At 50.5% G+C, this 20,948-nt stretch carries 18 protein-coding genes; 6 read left to right on the top strand and 12 right to left on the bottom strand.

Annotation, left to right across the window (positions count from 1 at the left end; all coding sequences use genetic code 11):
- Position 1: 1 nt before the first annotated feature.
- The 7 genes from E5331_RS09905 to E5331_RS09875 form a co-directional block, all read right to left on the bottom strand.
- On the bottom strand, positions 2-1,096 hold the full coding sequence (locus tag E5331_RS09905; protein ID WP_123484304.1) for a M20 family metallo-hydrolase: 1,095 nt from the start codon (positions 1,094-1,096) through the stop codon (positions 2-4).
- Positions 1,093-1,866 carry an acetylglutamate kinase gene (argB, locus tag E5331_RS09900; protein WP_123484305.1) on the bottom strand — a complete coding sequence of 258 codons (774 nt, stop codon included), beginning with the start codon at positions 1,864-1,866 and terminating at the stop codon, positions 1,093-1,095. Before argB ends, E5331_RS09905 begins: the two co-directional genes overlap by 4 nt.
- Positions 1,867-1,904: 38 nt before the next feature.
- Entirely contained in the window at positions 1,905-2,858 is a 954-nt protein-coding gene (locus E5331_RS09895; RefSeq protein WP_123484306.1) for a Rossmann-fold NAD(P)-binding domain-containing protein, read from the bottom strand.
- Entirely contained in the window at positions 2,855-3,976 is a 1,122-nt protein-coding gene (locus tag E5331_RS09890) for an aspartate aminotransferase family protein (protein WP_123484307.1), read from the bottom strand. The genes E5331_RS09895 and E5331_RS09890 overlap by 4 nt, the downstream gene beginning before the upstream one ends.
- A gap of 48 nt (positions 3,977-4,024) precedes the next feature.
- A complete protein-coding gene (gene argC, locus E5331_RS09885; RefSeq protein ID WP_123484308.1) occupies positions 4,025-4,993 on the bottom strand; it encodes an N-acetyl-gamma-glutamyl-phosphate reductase in 969 nt (322 codons plus the stop codon).
- Positions 4,994-6,211 carry an argininosuccinate synthase gene (gene argG / locus E5331_RS09880; protein WP_123484309.1) on the bottom strand — a complete coding sequence of 406 codons (1,218 nt, stop codon included), beginning with the start codon at positions 6,209-6,211 and terminating at the stop codon, positions 4,994-4,996.
- 85 nt (positions 6,212-6,296) lie between these two features.
- Complete coding sequence (locus E5331_RS09875; protein ID WP_123484310.1) at positions 6,297-6,926, bottom strand: GNAT family N-acetyltransferase; 630 nt, start codon at positions 6,924-6,926, stop codon at positions 6,297-6,299.
- Between the two features lie 343 nt (positions 6,927-7,269).
- On the opposite strand from E5331_RS09875, the gene E5331_RS09870 reads away from it, so the two are divergent.
- Genes E5331_RS09870 through E5331_RS09855 form a run of 4 tightly spaced genes read left to right on the top strand, consistent with a single transcriptional unit; the run spans position 7,270 to position 11,691 of the window.
- On the top strand, positions 7,270-8,016 hold the full coding sequence (locus E5331_RS09870) for a (Fe-S)-binding protein (RefSeq protein ID WP_123484311.1): 747 nt from the start codon (positions 7,270-7,272) through the stop codon (positions 8,014-8,016).
- A 27-nt stretch (positions 8,017-8,043) separates the two neighbouring features.
- Positions 8,044-9,417 carry a lactate utilization protein B gene (locus E5331_RS09865; RefSeq protein ID WP_123484312.1) on the top strand — a complete coding sequence of 458 codons (1,374 nt, stop codon included), beginning with the start codon at positions 8,044-8,046 and terminating at the stop codon, positions 9,415-9,417.
- A gap of 40 nt (positions 9,418-9,457) precedes the next feature.
- The gene (locus E5331_RS09860) at positions 9,458-10,066 is read left to right on the top strand and encodes a LutC/YkgG family protein (protein ID WP_123484313.1); all 609 of its coding nucleotides are present in this window, start codon (positions 9,458-9,460) and stop codon (positions 10,064-10,066) included.
- A gap of 38 nt (positions 10,067-10,104) precedes the next feature.
- Positions 10,105-11,691, top strand: coding sequence for an L-lactate permease (locus E5331_RS09855; protein ID WP_123484314.1), 1,587 nt, complete (start codon positions 10,105-10,107; stop codon positions 11,689-11,691).
- Positions 11,692-11,813: 122 nt separating this feature from the next.
- Here E5331_RS09855 and E5331_RS09850 read toward each other — a convergent pair whose 3' ends face one another.
- Both E5331_RS09850 and mtaB read right to left on the bottom strand, forming a co-directional pair.
- Positions 11,814-12,806, bottom strand: coding sequence for a glycosyltransferase family 2 protein (locus E5331_RS09850; RefSeq protein WP_123484315.1), 993 nt, complete (start codon positions 12,804-12,806; stop codon positions 11,814-11,816).
- A gap of 32 nt (positions 12,807-12,838) precedes the next feature.
- On the bottom strand, positions 12,839-14,170 hold the full coding sequence (gene mtaB, locus E5331_RS09845; RefSeq protein ID WP_123484316.1) for a tRNA (N(6)-L-threonylcarbamoyladenosine(37)-C(2))-methylthiotransferase MtaB: 1,332 nt from the start codon (positions 14,168-14,170) through the stop codon (positions 12,839-12,841).
- Positions 14,171-14,371: 201 nt separating this feature from the next.
- Here mtaB and surE point away from each other — a divergent pair, with 201 nt between their 5' ends.
- Complete coding sequence (surE, locus tag E5331_RS09840) at positions 14,372-15,145, top strand: 5'/3'-nucleotidase SurE (protein WP_123484317.1); 774 nt, start codon at positions 14,372-14,374, stop codon at positions 15,143-15,145.
- Positions 15,146-15,582: 437 nt separating this feature from the next.
- A complete protein-coding gene (locus tag E5331_RS09835; protein ID WP_123484318.1) occupies positions 15,583-18,057 on the top strand; it encodes a bifunctional UDP-N-acetylmuramoyl-tripeptide:D-alanyl-D-alanine ligase/alanine racemase in 2,475 nt (824 codons plus the stop codon).
- Positions 18,058-18,209: 152 nt separating this feature from the next.
- Here the strand turns inward: E5331_RS09835 and xseB are convergent, their stop codons facing one another.
- The 3 genes from xseB to E5331_RS09820 are packed head-to-tail and all read right to left on the bottom strand — an operon-like array spanning position 18,210 to position 20,947.
- Complete coding sequence (gene xseB, locus E5331_RS09830) at positions 18,210-18,416, bottom strand: exodeoxyribonuclease VII small subunit (protein WP_123484319.1); 207 nt, start codon at positions 18,414-18,416, stop codon at positions 18,210-18,212.
- A 45-nt stretch (positions 18,417-18,461) separates the two neighbouring features.
- Positions 18,462-19,859 carry an exodeoxyribonuclease VII large subunit gene (gene xseA / locus E5331_RS09825; RefSeq protein ID WP_135985981.1) on the bottom strand — a complete coding sequence of 466 codons (1,398 nt, stop codon included), beginning with the start codon at positions 19,857-19,859 and terminating at the stop codon, positions 18,462-18,464.
- Positions 19,856-20,947 (bottom strand): DUF4831 family protein, encoded by a 1,092-nt coding sequence (locus E5331_RS09820; protein WP_123484321.1) that lies wholly within the window; start codon positions 20,945-20,947, stop codon positions 19,856-19,858. The genes xseA and E5331_RS09820 overlap by 4 nt, the downstream gene beginning before the upstream one ends.
- Position 20,948: the final 1 nt, after the last annotated feature.

Raw genomic sequence — 20,948 nt, 5'->3', positions numbered from 1 at the left:
CTTAATCTTTGTTTATGTTGAGTTGCATGATCAGCCTCGGATAAATATCCAGAGCCTCCTCTATTTCCGATATCAGCACGTATTCATCAGCCGTGTGTGAACGCGACGACTCGCCGGGTCCCATCTTCAGGGAATGTATGCCGTGCATCAGTGCCATGTCTGACGTGGTGGGTGAGACAAACGGCGTCCGCCCCAATGCCACAGCCGACTCCACGAGTGGATGATCCGACGGTATCACCGACGCATGCACGCGTGTGGAGCGTGGTGTCAGCCGGCTCCATCTCACCGCCTTGCGCAGCAGTTCAACGGTCTCCTCATTGGAATAAGCGTCGGTAGTGCGCACGTCTACCACATACGAACAGCTGTCGGGCACCACGTTATGCTGCGTACCGGCATTTATGACCGTGACGCTTACCTTTATCGGTCCCAGCGTCTCGCTGACTTTCGGAGTGGTGAAACGCCTGAGCAGGTCGATATCCTCCATGGCGCGATAAATGGCATTCTCCCCCTCATTACGTGCGGCATGACCCGATTTTCCGGGTGCCACGCCGTCAAATACGAGGAGTCCGCGTTCCGCTATTGCCGGCTGCATACCCGTAGGCTCACCCACGAGCACCATGTCAGGCGTGAGACCCCTCTCGGCAAGATACGGCAGGAAGGCTCTCATGCCGTTCTCCCCCATCACCTCCTCCGCCGCCGTGATTGCCAATATAAGGTTGACGGGGAGGTCGGGATTATCCTTCAGTTCGAGAAACGTTGAAGCCAACGCCACGCCCGAAGCCCCGGCATCGTTACTCCCCAAGCCGTAGAGACGGTCCCCCTCTATGTCGGGGGAATAGGGGTCGCGGGTGTAGGATGCTGACGGACGCACAGTGTCATGATGTGAGTTGAGCATCAGCGTGGGGCGCGAGGGATTGAAACCGGGCGCGACGACAAACACGTTGTTGTGCTGACGCTCCACGCTGTCTGCGCCATTCTCACGAAGCCATGCCTCCCATATATCGGCAGTGGCACTCTCCTCTCGCGATGGTGACGGCGTGGAAATCAATCTGCGGAGAAGCGTCAGGGCATTCTCCAGACGTGCGGCACGGTTCATTTCTCTTTTATTATTGTGCCTACCGAACCGCAGAGGGCATCCGACTTGCATATCCTCACCTCCGTCACCCCTTTCGCTGCGGAATCGAGTGCGTTCTGGAGCTTGGGAAGCATACCTTTCGCCACGATACCCTCCTCTTTAAGACGGGCGAAGGATTCGCGGGTCACAAGCGGGATGACGCTCGTCTCGTCGTCGAGATCGGTCATCACTCCGGCTTTCTCAAAGCAATAGGTAAGTCGTGTCGGTGCCACGCGTGAGGCTCCGAGTGCCACAGCCGCCGCCACTGAATCGGCGTTGCAGTTGAGCAGTGAGCCGTCGCCGTCATGACAGATTGCACAGAACACCGGCACGTAGCCACCGTTGAGAAGGGTGGCGATAAACTTATCCGACACCTTATCCGGATCTATATCCCCAACAAAACCGTAATCCACCGGTTTTGCGGGACGACGCACCGCCGGGATGACATTACCGTCAGCTCCGGTAAGGCCCACGGCATCACACCCGAATTTCTGCAAGAGCGCGACGATACGCTTGTTGATCAATCCGGCATAGACCATAGTCACTATGTTGAGTGTGGCACGGTCTGTGACGCGACGTCCCTCTATCATGGTGGTCGGCACCCCCATGCTCTCACTCATGCGTGTGGCCTCCTTACCGCCGCCATGCACGAGTATCTTATCACCCTCAAGCGAGGCAAACTCCCGGAGAAACTTCTCAAGTGCCTCCGGATTATCTATCACATTGCCCCCAATCTTTACGACGTTTATCATTTCAAAAGCGTGAATGGTTTACTGGTGGGTGATTGTATTTAGAGAGATTCAAGCAGACGTTTGATTACTGTCTGCGCGGAAATCTCGCGGTTAGCAGCCTCCGGAATGACGATGCTTCTGTCTGACTCGATCACGTCGTCAGTCACGATCATATTGCGTCTTACGGGTAGGCAGTGCATGAAGTAGGCATTGTTGGTCAGAGCCATCTTCTCTGCGTCGACGGTCCAGTCGCGGTCAGTGGAGAGCACCTTGCCATAGTTCGGGTCAGCGTAGGCAGACCAGTTCTTGGCATATACGAAGTCTGCACCCTCGAGAGCCTTGCGCTGGTCATACTCTATGCGGGCATTACCGGTGAAGGCAGGGTCAAGTTCATATCCATGAGGATGAGTGATGACAAACTCATAGTCGGTGGCATTCATCCATTCTGCAAAGGAGTTGGGCACTGCCTGCGGGAGTGCTCGCGGATGAGGTGCCCATGTCATGACCACTTTCGGACGCGGTTTTGTCTTGAACTCCTCGATAGTGATGAGATCGGCAAAGCTCTGGAGAGGATGGCGGGTGGCAGCCTCCATGCTGAACACCGGACGTCCGGAATACTTTATGAACTGCTCGATGACGCGCTCCTCATAATCCTCTTTCTTATCCTTAAGCCCGGCAAATGAGCGCACGCCGATTATATCGCAATATGAACCCATCACGGGGATTGCCTCCAGCAGGTGCTCTGCCTTGTCGCCGTCCATGATGACGCCGCGCTCAGTCTCCAGCTTCCACGCACCCTGATTCACGTCGAGAACCATCACGTTCATGCCGAGGTTCATCGCCGCCTTCTGGGTAGAGAGGCGGGTGCGGAGTGAGGAGTTGAAAAATATCATCAGGAGAGTCTTGTTGCGTCCGAGTTCGGTAAAGGCAAAACGGTCTTTCTTTATCTCCGCAGCCTCTGCCAAGGCTGCCTTCAGGTCGCCTATATCAGCTACACAAGTGAATTTTTTCATAATTGTTTCATTACATTGATAAAGGATTCAGCCTCTTCCATAGATATTGAGAGCGCGGGAAGAAGACGCACTGTGAACTGTCCGGCACCGCCGGTGAAGATATGATGCTCGAAAAGGAGTTTCTTGCGCAGTTCGCCGCCGGTGAAACCCTCCATCTCGAAGCCTATCATAAGACCCTTGCCTCTGACATCGGTCACTTTCGGCATCTTGCGGAGCTCCGAGATAAGGTACTCCCCTACCTTGGCTGCATTCTCCACAAGGTTCTCCTGATCCATCACGTCGAGCACGGCAATAGCAGCAGCACACGCGAGATGATTGCCACCGAAAGTGGTGCCGAGCATACCCTTCTTAGCGGGTATCGACGGGGAGATGAGTACTGCCGCTGCCGGGAAGCCGTTGGCAATACCCTTCGCGCAAGTGATTATGTCGGGGCGTATCCCGGCATACTGATGAGCGAAGAATTTACCCGACCTGCCGTAGCCTGACTGTATCTCATCAAGGATAAGGAGCGTGCCGGTCTTCTTACACTCTTCAGCGAGGAAGCGCAGGAAGTCGGGAGTAGGCTCATGTATGCCTGCCACGCCCTGTATACCTTCGATTATGACGGCGGCATACTCATGGGTGGCAAGCACCGTCCGCACGGCATCGACATCGTTGAGAGCCACAAACGTCACGTTGTTCGTCTCGTTGAAGCGCGAACGTATGCCGGGATTGTCGGTAGCTGCCACAGCGCCGGATGTGCGTCCGTGGAATGCCTTGCCGAATGCAAGGATATTCTCACGCCCAGTGGTGAACGACGCAAGTTTTATGGCATTCTCGTTGGCCTCCGCGCCTGAGTTGCAGAGGAACAGTGAATAATCCTCATATCCGGAGAGCTTGCCAAGTTTGTCGGCGAGTTTCCACTGAAGGGAGTTCTGCACCGAGTTGGAATAGAAACCCAGTCTCTCCACCTGTTCAGAGAGAGCTTTCACGTAATGTGGATGGGAATGTCCTATTGAGATGACGGCATGTCCGCCATACAGGTCAAGATAGTCGGTGCCGTCCTCGGTGAAGACGTGCGAACCCTTACCTCTGACCGGCTCTATATCATAGAGTGAATAAACGTCAAAAAGATTCATCGGCAATATTGTTGACAATGTGTTGAATATATGCGGTTGCCCGCGATTTTAGAACGCTGACGGCTTGAGACGCAAACCTGTGCGCTGATCCAGTCCGAGCATTATGTTCATGTTCTGGACTGCCTGACCCGACGCGCCTTTCAGTAGATTATCCTCAGCACATGTCACCAGCAACTTCCCTTCATGCTTCTCCACATGAATCACTGCCTTGTTGGTATTGACTGCCTGCTTAAGATCGATCGGATTATCGTTGACCACCGCAAAGGGGGCATCAGCATAATAATCCTTGTAGAGTTTCGTCACCTCCTCTTCCGAGAGGGGGCAATCAAGCGTGGTGACGGCGAATATGCCACGTGCGAAGTCGCCACGCATCGGTATGAAGTTTATGCGCGACTTATTCCCCGGCTGCAACCGGGCGAGAGTCATTCCTATCTCTTTGAGGTGCTGATGAGTGAAGGGTTTGTAGACCGACACATTATCATTTCTCCAGCTGAAATGAGTGGTAGCTCCCGGCTTCACGCCCGCACCTGTAGAGCCTGTCAAGGCAGTGATGTTGATTTCCCCGTCAGGAAGGAGTCCGGCTGCGGCAAGCGGCACAAGTGAGAGCTGCAACGCCGTGGCGAAACATCCGGGATTGGCTACCGAGCGGCTACCGGCTATCCTGCCGAGATTCACCTCCGGGAGTCCGTAGACGTATCCGTTGCTCTCATCGCGGAAATCCTGTGCCAGATCAATCACCATCAATCCCTCCGGACGCTCATTCTCTTCCCAGAACTTGCGGCTGTGACCGTGGGCGGAACAGAGAAACAGTATATCTACCTCATTCAGCGGATGAGTCTCCGAAAACACAAGGTCGGTCTCACCGAGAAGTCCCCCGTGAACTGCTGTCACCGGTTGCCCGGCGTTACTCGTGGAATGCACAAATCCTATCTCCACCTCAGGGTGGTTGATAAGAATACGAAGGAGCTCGCCGGCAGTGTAGCCGGCGCCTCCTATTATACCTATTTTTTTCTTCACTTACTCAGCCTTTCCGTTTTTAACCTGATTGTTATGATAGATCTTCATCTGATTGCCGAGAATCTTGGTGAATCCCTTCACGTCGTCGGCAGTCCATGCCTTGTTGACCTCGCCATACTCCCCGAAATCAGTCTTCATCAGGTCAAACGGAGAATCCACACCTACAAGCGTATATGACAACGGGCGTAATGTCAGTTCAACCGTGCCGGTCACGTTGCGCTGTGAGCTTTCAAGCATCTTCTCGATGTCGCGCATCACAGGCTCCAGATACTGAGCCTCATGCAGGAACATTCCGTACCATGTGCCTACCTGGTCTTTCCAATACTGCTGCCATTTGGTGAGGGTGTGCTTCTCAAGCATCTTGTGGGCGGCGATGATCAGAATCGGACCTGCTGCCTCAAAGCCCACACGACCCTTTATGCCGATGATGGTGTCGCCGATATGCATATCGCGTCCGATTCCGAAACGCGATCCGATGCGCTCCACTTCACGGATAGCCTCAACCTTGTCAGTATACTCCTTGCCGTTGACAGCCGAGATCTCACCCTCCTTGAAAGAGATGGTCAGTTTCTCCGGCTCCGTGGCAGTCACCTGTGAAGGATAAGCCTCATCGGGAAGAGTCTGCTCGGAATGTAGAGTCTCCTTGCCACCTATCGACGTGCCCCAAAGACCCTTGTTGATGGAATATTCCAATTTTTTGAAGTCTGCCTCATAACCATGCTTCTTCAGATAGTCAATCTCATACTCTCTGGTAAGGGTGAGGTCGCGGGTCGGGGTGATTATTTCAATCTCCGGCGCAAGAATCTGGAAAGTAAGATCGAAACGCACCTGGTCGTTGCCGGCTCCTGTAGAACCGTGGGCAATGGCATCTGCACCGATTTTCTTGGCATATTCTATTGTCGCGATTGCCTGGAAGATACGCTCGGAACTTACGGATATAGGATAAGTGCCGTTGCGGAGCACGTTGCCCGCAACCATATATTTTATACTCTTGTCGTAGTAATCCTGAGTGATGTCGAGAGTGGCATGAGAGGCGGCTCCGAGACGTTTCGACTTTTCGGCTATCACCTTCAACTCCTCTTCAGAGAAACCGCCGGTGTTGGCGATTGCCGTGTGCACCTCATACCCGAGATCTTCTGAAAGATATTTCACTGCAAATGAGGTATCAAGACCTCCACTGAAGGCGAGAAGCACCTTCTTTTTCTTATTTTCTGTCATATTTCTGTTGATTTCGATTTCTAAAAAAATATCCCAATGACAATTGTGCAGGCGATATTGATCAATATCGTCTGCCAATAGATAGTCATCGCTCCGCTTTCTTAAGATGAAGCATCCTGTTGATACTGTTCTTGAATTTCATCAGATAAGGGTTGGGACGGTCTTTCTCTGCAAGAGGCTGCTGCGGGTCATAAAGCATACCCGTGCACAGACACATTCTTCGCTTGTTGCGCTGAAGGATGTCGTAATTCACACAGCCCTCGCACCCATGCCAGAACTCTTCATCGTCAGTTAGTTCGGAGAATGTCACCGGTTTGTAGCCCATTTTTGAATTCAATTTCATTACGGGCAGTGAAGTCGTGATGGAAAAGAGTTTGGCAAACGGAAATCGAAGTCGAGCCAGCTCGAAAGTTTTCGCCTTGATGGCGCCGGCAAGGCCAAGATGGCGGTATTCTGGATCGACAATCAATCCGGATGTCGCGACAAAATCACCATGACCCCAGCTCTCAATATAGCTGAACCCTACCAATCGGTCGCCATGCAATGCGACGACGCTCTTGCCACCCGTAATCTTCTTGGCGATATATTCCGGGCTACGCTTGGCTATGCCGGTGCCACGCTGTAGTGCTGACTCATATATAAGTCGCACTATGGTCTCGGCATACTTCGCCTGTTCGGGTTCGGCAAACTTGACAGTGATGTCTTTAATGTCCATTTTCGTAAAGTTTCCGAATAAGATTGTGAATAATTATGAACCCTATAATCTGTTTGATATCCTGTAGAATCAAATTGATTGTATGAGTTACCTGTAAAAAAGTTGACAAAATTACAAATAATATTTCACATTATAATTATCAATGTACTTATTTTTGTATTTCAATTGCTATTTTAGTCATTATTTCACTATTTTAATTACCACAATTTCATTTTGCACCCATTTCTTTGACCATATTTTATAAGCAATATTCATTTTTATTGATTAGGCTCAAAACCAAATGACTCCGCGCTATGTTTATTCTTATAACGAAAGGTTTGTTTTTCTTTTAATTTTCCATATCATGAGAGTTGGGCTATTTATCCCCTGTTATGTTGACGCCGTCTTCCCCAAGGTTGGAGACGCCTGTTTCCGCCTACTGCGGCATTTAGGGGTGGATGTGACCTATCCTAAAGGTCAGACTTGTTGCGGGCAACCTATGGCGAACGCAGGTTTTGCAAAGGATTCCGCTCTCCTTGCCAAAAGATACGATGATATGTTTAAGGGTTTCGACTATGTGGTAGCCCCATCCGTATCATGCACGGCATTCATACGATTGCAATACCCCCATATTATGAAAGAGTCCGGACATGAATGCCACATCGCCCGAAAGACTATGGATATGGTGGAATTTCTTCATGACGTGCTCAAGGTGGACCGTACTCTCGGCAGATTCCCCCACAAGGTCAGTCTACATAATTCCTGCCATGGCGCAAGAGAACTCAATCTGTCGGCACCTTCCGAGAAGATGGAGCCGAGATTCAACAAAATAAAGGACCTGCTCGCTTTGGTAAGCGACATTGAGGTGGTCGAGCCGGAAAGATATGACGAATGTTGTGGGTTTGGCGGAATGTTCAGCATCGAGGAGCTTGCCGTAAGCAAGCAGATGGGCGAGCGCAAACTGGCACGACATGCCGCCACTGGTGCTAAATTCATAACAGGTGCCGACTGTTCCTGCCTGATGCACATGGCAGGAATCAATGCAAAGGAGGGGAAGTTCCCCGAAATCGAGTTCCGCCACGTGATTGAGATCCTGGCTGAAGGTCTTTAAATATTCCATCCTCTAATACAATCCACCATGAGCACATCCCACAGCAAGGCTGCTAAAAAATTCCTCGAGAACCAAGGGTATGCCGATTGGCATGACAATACGTTCTGGGGACTGCGTGTAAAACGCGACAAGATGGCTTTCTCCGTCCCCGAATGGGAGCAATTGCGCACGAAAGCATCCGAGATAAAACGACACACTCTCATGAATATAGATATCTATCTGCAAAAGTTTGCCGATGCAGCAGAGAAGAACGGCGTCACCGTGCATTGGGCAAAGGATGCCACAGAATTCAACGAGATCGTCTATCAGATTCTGAAAGACAACAATGCCCGCAAGATGGTGAAGTCAAAATCCATGCTCACCGAGGAATGTGGCATGAACGAGTATCTCGAAGAGAGAGGTATGGAAATCGTGGAGACAGACCTCGGCGAGAGGATACTTCAGCTTGCCCATCAGCGACCGAGCCATATCGTGGTGCCTGCCACCCACCTCACCCATGATGACGTAGGCGAGCTTTTCGAAAAGGAACTACACTCGAAGAAGGGTGATCACGACCCTACATATCTGACCCACGTGGCGCGTCTGAGCCTGCGTGACGAATTTCTGACTGCCGACGCCGGAATGACAGGCGCAAACTTCGGTATAGCAGAGACGGGCGACATCGTGGTATGCACCAACGAGGGTAATGCCGACATGTCGACCTCAATACCCAAATTGCAGATAGCGGCTATCGGTCTGGAGAAGATTATCCCCGACTACGAATGTCTTTCCGTTTTCATCCGACTCCTGGCACGCTCAGCCACAGGACAGCCGTCGACCACCTACACCAGTCATTTCCGCAAACCGCGTCCCGGTGGGAAGATGCACATCGTCATCGTCGACAACGGACGCAGCAAATGGCTTGCCGATGAGAAGCATTGGGAGACGCTGAAATGCATGAGATGCGGCGCATGTATGAACACGTGCCCCGTCTACCGCTGGTCGGGAGGCTACTCTTACAGTTTCTTCATCCCCGGTCCGCTCGGAATTAATTTGGGCATGCTGCACGACGAGAAGAGGTATTCTGGCAACGTCAGTGCATGCACTCTATGCCTGAGTTGCCAATGCGTATGCCCGGTGAAGATAAACCTCGGCGAACAGATCTACGAATGGCGACAGCAACTTGACAGCATTGGCGAGGCTAATCCGCAGAAAAAGATGATGTGCAAGGGGATGAATCTCGTGCTTGACAACAAGGGTATGTATAATGCCGCCACGGCATCTGCCCATCTGCTCAATTATCTCCCGTCGTTTGTCATCAACAACGGACTGAATCCTTGGGCTTACGCACATAAGATGATGAAATTCCCTAAGCAACCTTTCCATAAGGAGTTTAAAGGCAAGGATGAGAGTGACAAATAAAAAGGGATAAATAAGCATTAACCACAACAAAGAGAAAATCATGAGTACAAGCAACGATATAATAGGCAAATGCCGGGCAAGTATAAAGACTCGCCTGCCGAGACCTCGACTCAGCGACATCGACGCCACGGAATATATCGAGCCGCTGGAGGAATTTATCCGTCAGGCTCAGGATGCAGGATGCCGCATAGTGCAGGTAGACAATGCAGCCGAAACAGACCGCATCATCAAGGAGACTTATCCCGATGCCAAAAGAATCGCATCCGCTCTCCCTATCGTGAAGTGCGCGAATCTGAATCCCGACACCATCCCCGACCCGCATGAGCTTAACGATACCGATGTAGGTGTAGTCGAAGGGAAGTTCGGTGTGGCGGAGAATGGTGCGATATGGATCACCCAGGACGTGGTGGAACGCGATGTGTATTTCATATCGGAAAACCTCGTGATTCTTCTGCAAAAGGATCAGATCGTGAGCAATATGCACCAGGCGTACGGGTTGGTGACATTTAACAACTATGGCTACGGACTTTTCATGGCAGGTCCGTCGAAGACTGCCGACATCGCTCAGGTGCTCGTCATGGGCGCACAGGCGGCGAGAAGCGTAACCGTGGTGCTCTACAATCATCCGGCAACGCCGATTGAATCATGAGATAACCTTAGTCAGCACCACCATAAACCTTAAAGCTTATGAATGCACTTATCGCCATCATACCCGTATTGCTCCTTTTCATCCTGATGCTCGGCTTCAAGGTGTCGGGATATAAGAGCGCGCTAATCACTCTCATTGTCACCGCCTGCATAGCCCTCTGGATTGCTCCGGCGACGGGGATGGTGCCTGAGAAATTCGCAGATGATTCGATCTATTCCCTCGTGGGGTGGAGTTTCGTGGAAGGTGTGTTGAAAGCAATATTCCCTATTCTTCTCATAATCCTAATGGCTATCTACAGCTACAACGTGCTTGTGGAATCGAAAGCCATTGAAGTGATCAAACGGCAATTCACTACACTGACCTCCGATAAGGGTGTGCTTGTGCTCCTCATGGTGTGGGGATTCGGCGGACTGCTTGAAGGCATGGCGGGATTCGGCACAGCGGTAGCAATACCGGCTGCCATACTTATCGGACTTGGTTTCAAGCCTATGTTCTCCGCGCTCGTTTCCCTTATCGGCAACACTGTCGCCACGGGATTCGGGGCGGTAGGTGTACCCGTCATAACGCTCTGCAACGAAATCACGCCCGGGGGCGCAGCGGGTATGGAGACACTGTGTGAGGTGTCGGCTTTCGCTATCATCCAGCTTGCCCCGCTATTCATACTCGTGCCGTTCGTAATCCTCATGCTGACCGACAGGAAGGCATGGATGAAAAACGTCACCCTCGCCATCTGGACAGGCGGCATATCATTGGGAGTGCAGCTGACGTGTGCCACTTTCCTCGGTGCGGAGACGCCTGCCATAATCGGGTCGATTGCCGCCATCGCAGCGATAATAATCTATGACCGTCTGTTCATCCGCAAACGCGACAAGTCACGACCGACATCCAATTTCTCCGCCGGAGAGACGCTGAAGGCATGGAGCGTATATCTCTTTATCCTTGCGCTCATACTGATAAGCGGTGCGCTATGCCCTCCGGTCAACAATTTCCTGAAGGGTCATCTCGTATCGGCTATACCACTCCCTATCATCGGATCCACTTTCAAGTTCGGATGGATAAGCAATGCCGCTCTCATGCTCTTTATAGGCAGTGTGGCAGGCGGGGTGATACAGGGATTGACAGTCCGTCAGCTTACCGTGGTCATGGCGCGCACGCTCGTCAACCTGCGTTTTACCGCCCTGACTATAATATGCCTCATATCGTTGGCATCAATCATGAACTATAGCGGCATGATCGCTGCCATAGCTGCCGGACTGGTGGCTATCTCCGGTTCTTTCTATCCGTTATTCGCTCCCCTTATCGGCGCGATCGGCACATTCGTGACAGGAAGCGACACATCTGCCAACATTCTCTTCGGTAAGTTGCAGTCCAACGTTGCCCATCAGCTTGGCATGAACGGGCAATTGTCGGTAACAGGATTCACCGGCTCACAGGCAGATTGGCTTGCCGCCGCCAACACGGCAGGCGCAACGGGCGGAAAGATGATTTCGCCGCAAAGCATAGCGATAGCCACTGCTGCCTGCGACATGAAGGGTGCCGACGATGCAATACTCCGCAAGGCAATCCCATACGCAGCATGCTATATCCTAATATGCGGTCTTATCGTATATCTCTCACTCTGTTAAACTATAGTATGGCCATCTCTCGGCAGATAGCAAGAAATAGAGACTGAAATAATCCCCATATCCCGGCTGACCGGAATATGGGGATTATCCGTTTCCTTTATGATTACGTAGCTATGACTATTTCATTTCTTCATACGCCGCAGATAACGGTCAACCGCTATCAGACGGTCTGACAGGATCTGTTCCGGCTCAACATAAAAATGCTTGCCCTCGTCATAGAGCTTACGCATCTTTCGGAAGTCATTATGCGCACGTATCACTGACCATGCATTCCTGAAGTCAAGTTTCAGCACAAACATGCCGAATGCAAGGGTATCCATCAGCCTACGTTTCAGCAATATCTTGCCCCTCTTCTCCGGCGACAGGTTCTTATATAGGAGAAGAAGATTATTACGGAAATTAAGGTAGGTTTTCTTGGGATTTCCCTGATTGAGAGATGCACCCCCCACATGATATACCTCGGAAAAGCTCGTGGCGACCACACGGAAACCCCGAGCGATCATGCGGCAGCAAAGGTCAATCTCCTCCATGTGGGCGAAAAAATGCGGGTCAAGCCGTCCGGCACGCCTAAACATATCGGTGCGCACAAGCAACGCGGCTCCGGAAGCCCACACCACGTCTTTCACCTCCCCGTCATATTGTCCCTCATCCTTCTCCACGCAATCAAACAGGCGTCCGCGACAATATGGATAACCCAGACGGTCAAGGAAACCGCCTGCCGCACCCGCATACTCAAACCGCGACTTATCTCTATATGACTTTATCTTCGGCTGCAAGGCTCCGACTTCCGGATTCTCCTCCATAAACCGGAACAATGGCTGCCACCAGCCCTCCGTGACCTCCACATCGCTATTGAGCAACAGCGAATAGGGATAGTCGAGGATTTCTATAGCACGGTTATAGCCCTCGGCAAATCCAAGGTTCTTGCGGTATTCTATCAGCATCACCTCCGGATGATGTTCTTTTATCCATTCCACCGATCCGTCGGTTGAGCCATTGTCTGCCACCACAAGATCCACATCCTCCCCTTGTGTATATTTGGAGGCTGTGGGAAGGAACTGTTTCAACAGCTCCTTTCCGTTCCAATTAAGTATTATTACTGCGACGCGTGACACTGCTATATACTTTTTTTAATTAAATCATCCTATCAAATCATAATCTCCGGGTCAAACTCCCCTGTCATCAGTTCCGGTTCCTCGGGATGAATCCCTACGAGACGCACCGGCACGACCCTATTTATCAACTCCCGTCTCAACGGAGCCTCCACACGAAGATAATTATCTGTCAATCCGTGCATCATCCCTTCACCGGAAGGTTGCTCCCATAGCACAGGGCGGACAGTGCCGCAATGCTTTTTCATGAAACTATCCATCTTCCTGTCAGAGAGATTAGTGAGCAGCCCCACCCTACGGTGCTTCTCCTCCTGGCTCACAACGTCGCCGAGCAGCAATGCCTTCGTGCCGGGACGTTCCGAATAAGGGAAGACGTGATAGCGAGTAACGTCGAGACTGTCAGCAAATGCCAGGCTCTTCTCCCATTCCTCCGGCGTCTCACCCCTTGCTCCGGCAATTATGTCAACTCCGATGAATGCATCAGGAATCATCTCGCGTATCACCTTCACACGCGATGCAAACAACGACGTGTCGTAGCGGCGGTTCATCAGCTTCAGCACTGCATCCGAACCCGACTGGAGAGGGATGTGGAAATGCGGCATGAATGCACGCGACTCCTCCGCAATCCAGCGGATAATCTCCTCAGTCAGCAGATTCGGCTCTATCGACGATATACGGTAACGTTCTATACCCTCCACCTCATCGAGCGCACGCAGCAATGAGAATAGATCCTGACCATTGTCCTTGCCATACTCGCCTACATTCACTCCGGTCAGCACTATCTCCCGTCCGCCCGAGGCGGCTGCCTCGCGTGCCATAGCCACAAGGTCAGACGTCACGCCCGAACGCGAACGTCCGCGTGCGAACGGTATGGTGCAATACGTGCAGAAATAATCGCAACCATCCTGCACCTTCAGGAAAAAGCGTGTGCGGTCGCCCCGTTCGCAGGAGGGACGGAACTCCTTTATTGAGAGGGAGGGCGTCACCTCCACCTGTTTCTTATGATCCGACAGCCAACGGTCGATATAATCCGCCATACGCAGCTTCTCGTTCGACCCAAGCACAATATCCACACCCGGCAATGCCGCCACCTCTTCCGGTTTGAGCTGCGCATAGCATCCCGTCACCACAATCGTAGTCTCAGGATAACGCGTGGCAAGCGAGCGGATAAGACGCCGCCCCTTCTTGTCTGCCATCTCCGTCACCGAACAGGTGTTGACAATACATAAATCCGGAGTCTCCCCCTTAGCCGCACGAGTAATACCCTTCGACGAGAGAATCTTTCCGATAGTGGAGGTTTCGGAAAAATTCAGCTTACATCCAAGCGTAAAATAAGCCGCCTTTAAAGAATCTGTTTGATCTGTCATAAAATTACTAACATCTGCTTCGAATACAAAATTACGAATATTTTTTGATTTCCACCAACTGCCGCCCCTACAACGAACACGATTTGCTCTAATATATCATAGATTTATCTTAAATTACAACTTAAATTTATTTCCACGCACCAACAATCCTCTTGTTTTGATGATTTTATTTTAGTAGCTTTGTATAAAAATTGATTTATTATGGAAAAGAATATACGACCTCTAATTCTCGTTAGCAACGACGACAGTATTGAAGCTAATGGCGTGCATGCTCTTATTGACGTGCTGGTCAATTTTGGCGATGTGGTGGCTGTATGCCCGGCACATCCTCAGTCGGGACAGTCCATGGCGTTGACCGTGGCAACTCCGTTGCGCATTACGAGAGTTGAAGACTATAAGGATGCCAAGATGTATAAGGTCAACGGTACGCCGGTAGACTGCATAAAATTGGCTATGCACACCGTATTGGACCGTAAGCCCGATCTTGTGGTGTCGGGCATAAATCATGGATCCAACGCATCAATCAATGTGATCTATTCCGGCACTATGGGTGCGGCGTTCGAAGGTTGCGCCTTCGGTATCCCGGCGATAGGATTCTCCCTCACGGATCATTCGCCGAATGCGGATTTCACCCCCTGCCTCCCCTTCATACATAAGATTGTAAAGAGTGTGCTCGACAATGGTCTGCCACAGGGAGTGGCTCTCAACGTCAATATCCCGAACTCCATACCTCACCCCACGGAAATGCGCGTCACAAAAGGATGCAAGGCAAACTGGAGCGACGAATATCGAAAATATACCGACCCTTGGGGAGGGACGTTCTATATGCTCACCGGAAAGTTTGTCAATGAAGAGCCTGACAACACCGACACTGATGAATGGTGCCTTTCTCATGGCATTGTTTCCGTTGTGCCAGTGGCACTTGACAGGACAGCACCATCCGATATTGACACGATTTTGAACATTTTAACATAAATAAACTAAATATCGTATATTTTAACTTAATTTTACCCAATTATTATTTATGAATCCTACGATTTTATTACTAACTTTGCGACATAAATCCCAATGGATTAAACTCTCCCCAAAATTTGACATAGACCAATGATAAGAAATACCTCATTCGTATTTCAAATCATATACACATTCAATCGTTTCATTGACAATTTTATTGTTGCATTAGTAAAGTTATGGATTAATAGTTAAAATTAGGATTAGGACTAACAATGCCCTCCGATGTGATTCGGGGTGCATTGGAAAATGGGGAGCGTAGTGATACACGCCCCTTTTTTATTACCCATTTCCATTGTCTTTCTTATTGTCATTTTTCATTTGCTTTATTGGATTAGAATTGGTAATTTTGAATCAAATTTTAAATTTACTTTTTCTCTCCGGTAGCTACTTGATATCTTATGAATGCATATTTATCTGAAATAGCCTGTGCCTTAGGTCTGGAATCGGATGCCAAAACGCCTATCGACACTCTGCTGACCGACTCCAGAAGCCTATCTCATCCCGAAACCTCACTCTTTTTCGCCATAAACACCCCGGGCGGCAACAACGGGCATGATTATATGCGTCAGCTTTACGACATGGGCGTTCGGGCGTTTGTCGCTCAATATGTGCCTGAAGACATGAAGGATTGCAAGGATGCTTCCATTCTGATTACGGAGGATTCTGTTGCGGCTCTTCATACAGTGGCAGCTATTGCACGAAAAACCACGGCTCATAGGGTGGCCATCACGGGCAGTCGTGGGAAAACAACCCTTAAGGAGTGGATATTCCAGCTTATGGAGCCTATTGCGGAAATTGCACGTTCGCCAAGAAGCTACAATTCAAGAATCGGTGTGCCTCTGTCAATGTGGGAAATCGAGGATTCCACGGCAATTGCCCTTATTGAGACGGGCATATCCCGTAAGGGGGAGATGAAGCCGCTTGCCGACTGCATCATGCCGGAGACCGTGATATTCACAAATATCGGCGACGCTCATTCCGACGGATTTGAGTCGATGGAGGAGAAGGCACAGGAGAAGGCTATCCTCGCGGAGAGGGAATGTGTGAAGAATATCATCTACAATGCCGATTCGAAGCTACTCAATGATGCAATCGCTCCCGTGGCAAAAGGGAAAAACGTCATAGGATGGTCACGCTCTGACCGTAATGCACCATTATTTATCGAAGTCGGCGCATTTACTTCCAACGCATTGAATGAACTGAAATATACGTATAATGGGGAAACTCATTCGCTACGCGCTCCTATAAGCAATGAGACAGATGTGGAGAATGTCGCCGGAGCCCTTGCTTTCATGCTGCTGTGCGGAGTGGACCACGACACAATCTCTCAGCGTTTCGCACTTCTGCATAAAATCGGTACAAGGCTCAACGTCAGCGAGGGGGTCAACGATTGTTCGCTCATTCTTGATTCCTACACCAGCGACTTCTCATCGCTCATGCCGGCAATCAATTTCATGATGCGCCGCAAGATGCCGTCGCAGAATCCTGTGCTTATCATGAGCGACATCCGCCATGAGACAGCTCCCGGCAAAGACCTCTACAAGACAATCGCCGATGCGGTGGTGGATTCCGGAATATCCCGCTTCATCGGAGTCGGGAAGGAGATGTGCCGCCATTCATCGATGTTTCCCGAAGGTTCACTCTTTTTTGAAGACACTGCCAAGTTGCTGGAATCTATGTCGCCATCCGATTTTATCAATGAGATTATTCTTCTGAAGGGTGCCCCGGAATTTGAGTTCAACCGTATCAACGAACTTCTGGAGGCGAGGAAGCATGAGACAGTGCTTGAAGTAAATCTTGACTCCATCGTCAGAAACTATAATTATTTCCGGAGTCATCTTCCTGCCGGAACGGGAATCGTAGCTATGGTTAAGGCTTCCGGATATGGCGCAGGAAGCTATGAGATAGCAAAGACCATGCAGGACTGCGGTGCGGCTTATCTTGCCGTAGCAGTGCTTGATGAAGGTATTGACCTTAGGAGAAACGGAATCACGATGCCTATTATGGTGATGAATCCGAAGGTGGTCAACTATCGGTCGATGTTTGCGAATCATCTTGAACCGGAGATATACAGCTTCGAGATGCTCAATGATGTGATTCGTGAGGCTAAGAAGAATGGGATAAAGGATTACCCGATACACCTGAAACTGGAAACCGGAATGCACCGCACGGGCTTTATATCGGAAGAGCTTGATGAAGTGATACGTATCATCCTGTCGCAAGATTCAGTCAGATTGTCGTCGATGTTCTCTCATCTCGCCACGTCTGACTGTGTGGATATGGATGACTACACTCTGTTGCAGCTTGACCGGTTCAGGAAGATGACCGACCATATTCTGGAGAAAATGCCATATTACGTGAAACGCCATGTGCTTAACAGTGCGGGGATATTGCGATTCCCGGAGCATCATTACGACATGGCGCGTCTTGGCATTGGATTGTATGGGGCAAACACGTTGCCGGAGAGTATTGAGAAACCGCTCGACGTGGTGTCAACGTTAAGGACCGTAATCACGGCTATCCGCGAACTGGAAGCAGGAGAGACTATCGGCTACGGACGGAAAGGCGTGCTCACACGGAAGTCACGTATAGCCACTATCCCTATCGGGTATGCCGACGGTATGAACCGACATTTTGGGAGAGGCAACATCTGCGTAAAGATTAATGGTCAGGATGCTCCTACAATAGGTAATATCTGTATGGATGCCTGCATGATTGACGTGACGGGCATTGACTGCAAAGTGGGTGATGCGGTGGAGATTTTCGGTCCGAACGCATCTGTGCAACGTCTTGCCGACTTGCTCGACACAATCCCATACGAGATTCTGACTTCTGTATCACCACGCGTGAAACGCATATACTACAGAGAATAAGTAAAGTTTATGGTTTATAGGTTATGGTTTAGGATTCACAGAAATCTTCGAATCTTTTCATTGTGCAAAATTTAAATGACCATAATCTATAAACCATAAACTATAAACCACAAACCACTGAAGCGCTGCTTGCAAAACTTCAGTGGTTTATTTTATTCAGGTTTTGAGGAGAGGGCTTCAAGACATTTCTTCACCTCCTGATCTGTGGTGAAAAGTTTCTCCTTGCAGTATTTCAGAAGTTCGAGTGCACGCGAAGTGTAGCCGGCAAGATTGTCGATGTCGCAATCATCACGCTGCATCTTCGCCACTATATTTTCAAGTTCGGCAATTGCGTTGCCGTAGGATAGCTGGTCATTCATATCTCAAATTTTTATGTAGTATTGAAATTGTCTTAACCTTTTCGTCTAAACCACTTCCGACTCCACCTCTCCGTGATACAATCGGGTAGTGATCCGTTCACCTTTTTTCAGGGATGACGCATCCGTCACAGCCTTACCATTGACACGAGTGATGGAATATCCGCGTTTCAGCGTATTGTCGGGACTTAATGCACCTATCATCCCTGCAAGACTGTCAAGACGCGCCACGTTACGTTTCATCGCCGTATCTGCTGCCGTAATCAATCTTCCTGTCAACTCGTCAAGACGTTCTGACGCACGCTGGCTTCCACGCGATGCCAATGCCGACAGCAATCTGCCTGTCATATCCAATTTCGCCCCTGCCTGAGAGATTCGGGAAGAGACTAACACAGGGATACGGGAAATCTCACGTTCGAGTAATGAGCGTGCCGATGAGAGACGCACATCCACAAGTGCCGGAATCAACGCCTCGCAATTCGTGAGGCGCCTCATCTCTCCCGAGAGCCGATCGGTAGTGTATCTCGACACGAAATCCACCAGAGAGAGTGCCCGTTCGTAGGAGGCGCGCACAGAATCAACGAAAAACGCTGCCACTGCTGTAGGTGTCTTCTGACGGGTATGGGCGATCTCGTCAAGCACCGTGCGGTCGCGCTCATGACCGATACCTACGACAACGGGGATAGGGAATGTGGCGACTGCCCTCGCAAGTTCGTAATCATCGAAACCATTCAGGTCGGTGGTGGCTCCACCTCCTCGCAGGATTGCGACACAATCCCACTTGTCAAGATTCTGAGCTACCTTATACAACGCCTCCCTTACGGATAATGACGTGCGGTCGCCCTGCATCACTGCCGGGAACAATACGGGATAGAATACGAAACCTTCCGGATTCGCCACAAGATGATTCATGAAATCTCCATATCCGGCGGCTCCGGCTGCGGAAATCACAGCAATACGCTGCGGTGCCTCCGGCATCCTACGCATCTTATTCTGACCGAGCACCCCTTCCCTATTCAATCTGTCGAGAATCTCCCTGCGTAAGCGTTCCATGTCGCCGAGGGTATAGTTCGGGTCAATGTCGTTGACCGAGAATGAGAGACCATAGACGGCATGATGATTTGCCGACCCGTTAAGCATCACTTTCAATCCGGTCATTATGTCGCGCCCGGTGGCTGCATAAAATTTCTGACGAATCATGCTGAATGTAGACTGCCATATCGTGGCACGCATCTTCGCCACAGTCTGACCCGACTGATTCTTCTCCACAAGCTCCATGTAGCAATGTCCGCCACTGACTCGCACGTCGCTCAGTTCTGCCACTACCCATGCCCGTTGGAGCAGAGGATTGCGGCGCACGGCGTCGCCGATAGCCATCGTGAATTGCGTCAGCGTCATCGCAGCCGGAGCCATCCCAAACAATCCCTGATCGCCCATTGCCATCATTCCTCCTCTTTGAGACTGCCAATCTCCTTCAATGCGCCGGTAGAGGGGTCAAACACCGCATACGACGGTGATTTCTTATCGCTGAAGAGCTGGGGATCAAGACCGAACACAACTCCGAATTGAGCTATCTCCACCTCCTTGCTCCAAAGGGTCTTCCCTTGGAAACTTACTGTTATGTCTGCTGCGCCCGGCACACAGTATGCCACCGCATCTTTCGGCAATTTCTTCTCAACACCCTTGGCATCCACGGGAAGAGCACCCTCATTGGTAATCTCCACCGTGATATAGACCGGTTCTCCGGAATAGTCGTCGGCATTGACGAAGCCGTTAAAATTGCTGAGACGGAAAAGAGTGGTCTTCTCATTCTCTGCCGGAACAAACGTGAAGTTACGCACCACAGTCTCTCGCGTGACGTTTCCAAGGAATGCAGCCGTTATGGCAGCCTCCTGATGCGTCAGCGAGTTGAGCATGAGTTCAAGCTGCTTACCATCTGTCGGCATCGTCTCGGCAGTGCCCCTCGTGAGTGCTATCTTCGACTCCCTTATCTCCATAAGGTTCTCAGCAAGCATCTGGGCCTGTTTTGCAGAAGACTGCGAAGCGATGAAATCCTCATCGACATATTGAAGATACTCATTGTCGCCGACCTTGTCGGCATCTGCCTTTGCTGCCGGCACAATCTCGGCAGCAGGGATCACAGGTGCCTTGTTGATGGAAAGGAGCATACCGTCGGAATCCACTCCTATATAAGTAGTTGCACCCGGCTTCAGCTGCATTAGATATTTGGCATCAGGGTCAGGCATACCGTATGGACGCACCTTGACGCTGCTGATAGTCCACACCTCGGCATCATCCTTCACCACTTTGTCAGTGCCGACATACTTCTTTGCATACTGATAATACGGACCTGCCTTCCTCGTCTCCTTCACAGCCGTCACCTCCACGTCAAGAGCCGTCACCGGAAGCGTGTAGACCAATCCGTATTCATTATGTTTCTCTGCTGTCAGGAGCTTTGTCTGCTGGGCAGCCACAGGCATGGCGGATGCAACAAGCATCACGCCACAAAAAAATTCTTTAAATTTCATTTTCATA

The sequence above is a fragment of the Lepagella muris genome (assembly GCF_004793975.1).
In the GTDB taxonomy this organism is placed as follows: domain Bacteria; phylum Bacteroidota; class Bacteroidia; order Bacteroidales; family Muribaculaceae; genus Lepagella; species Lepagella muris.
Note: the sequence above shows the minus strand (reverse complement) of the source record. Positions and strands in the feature narration are given on the sequence as shown.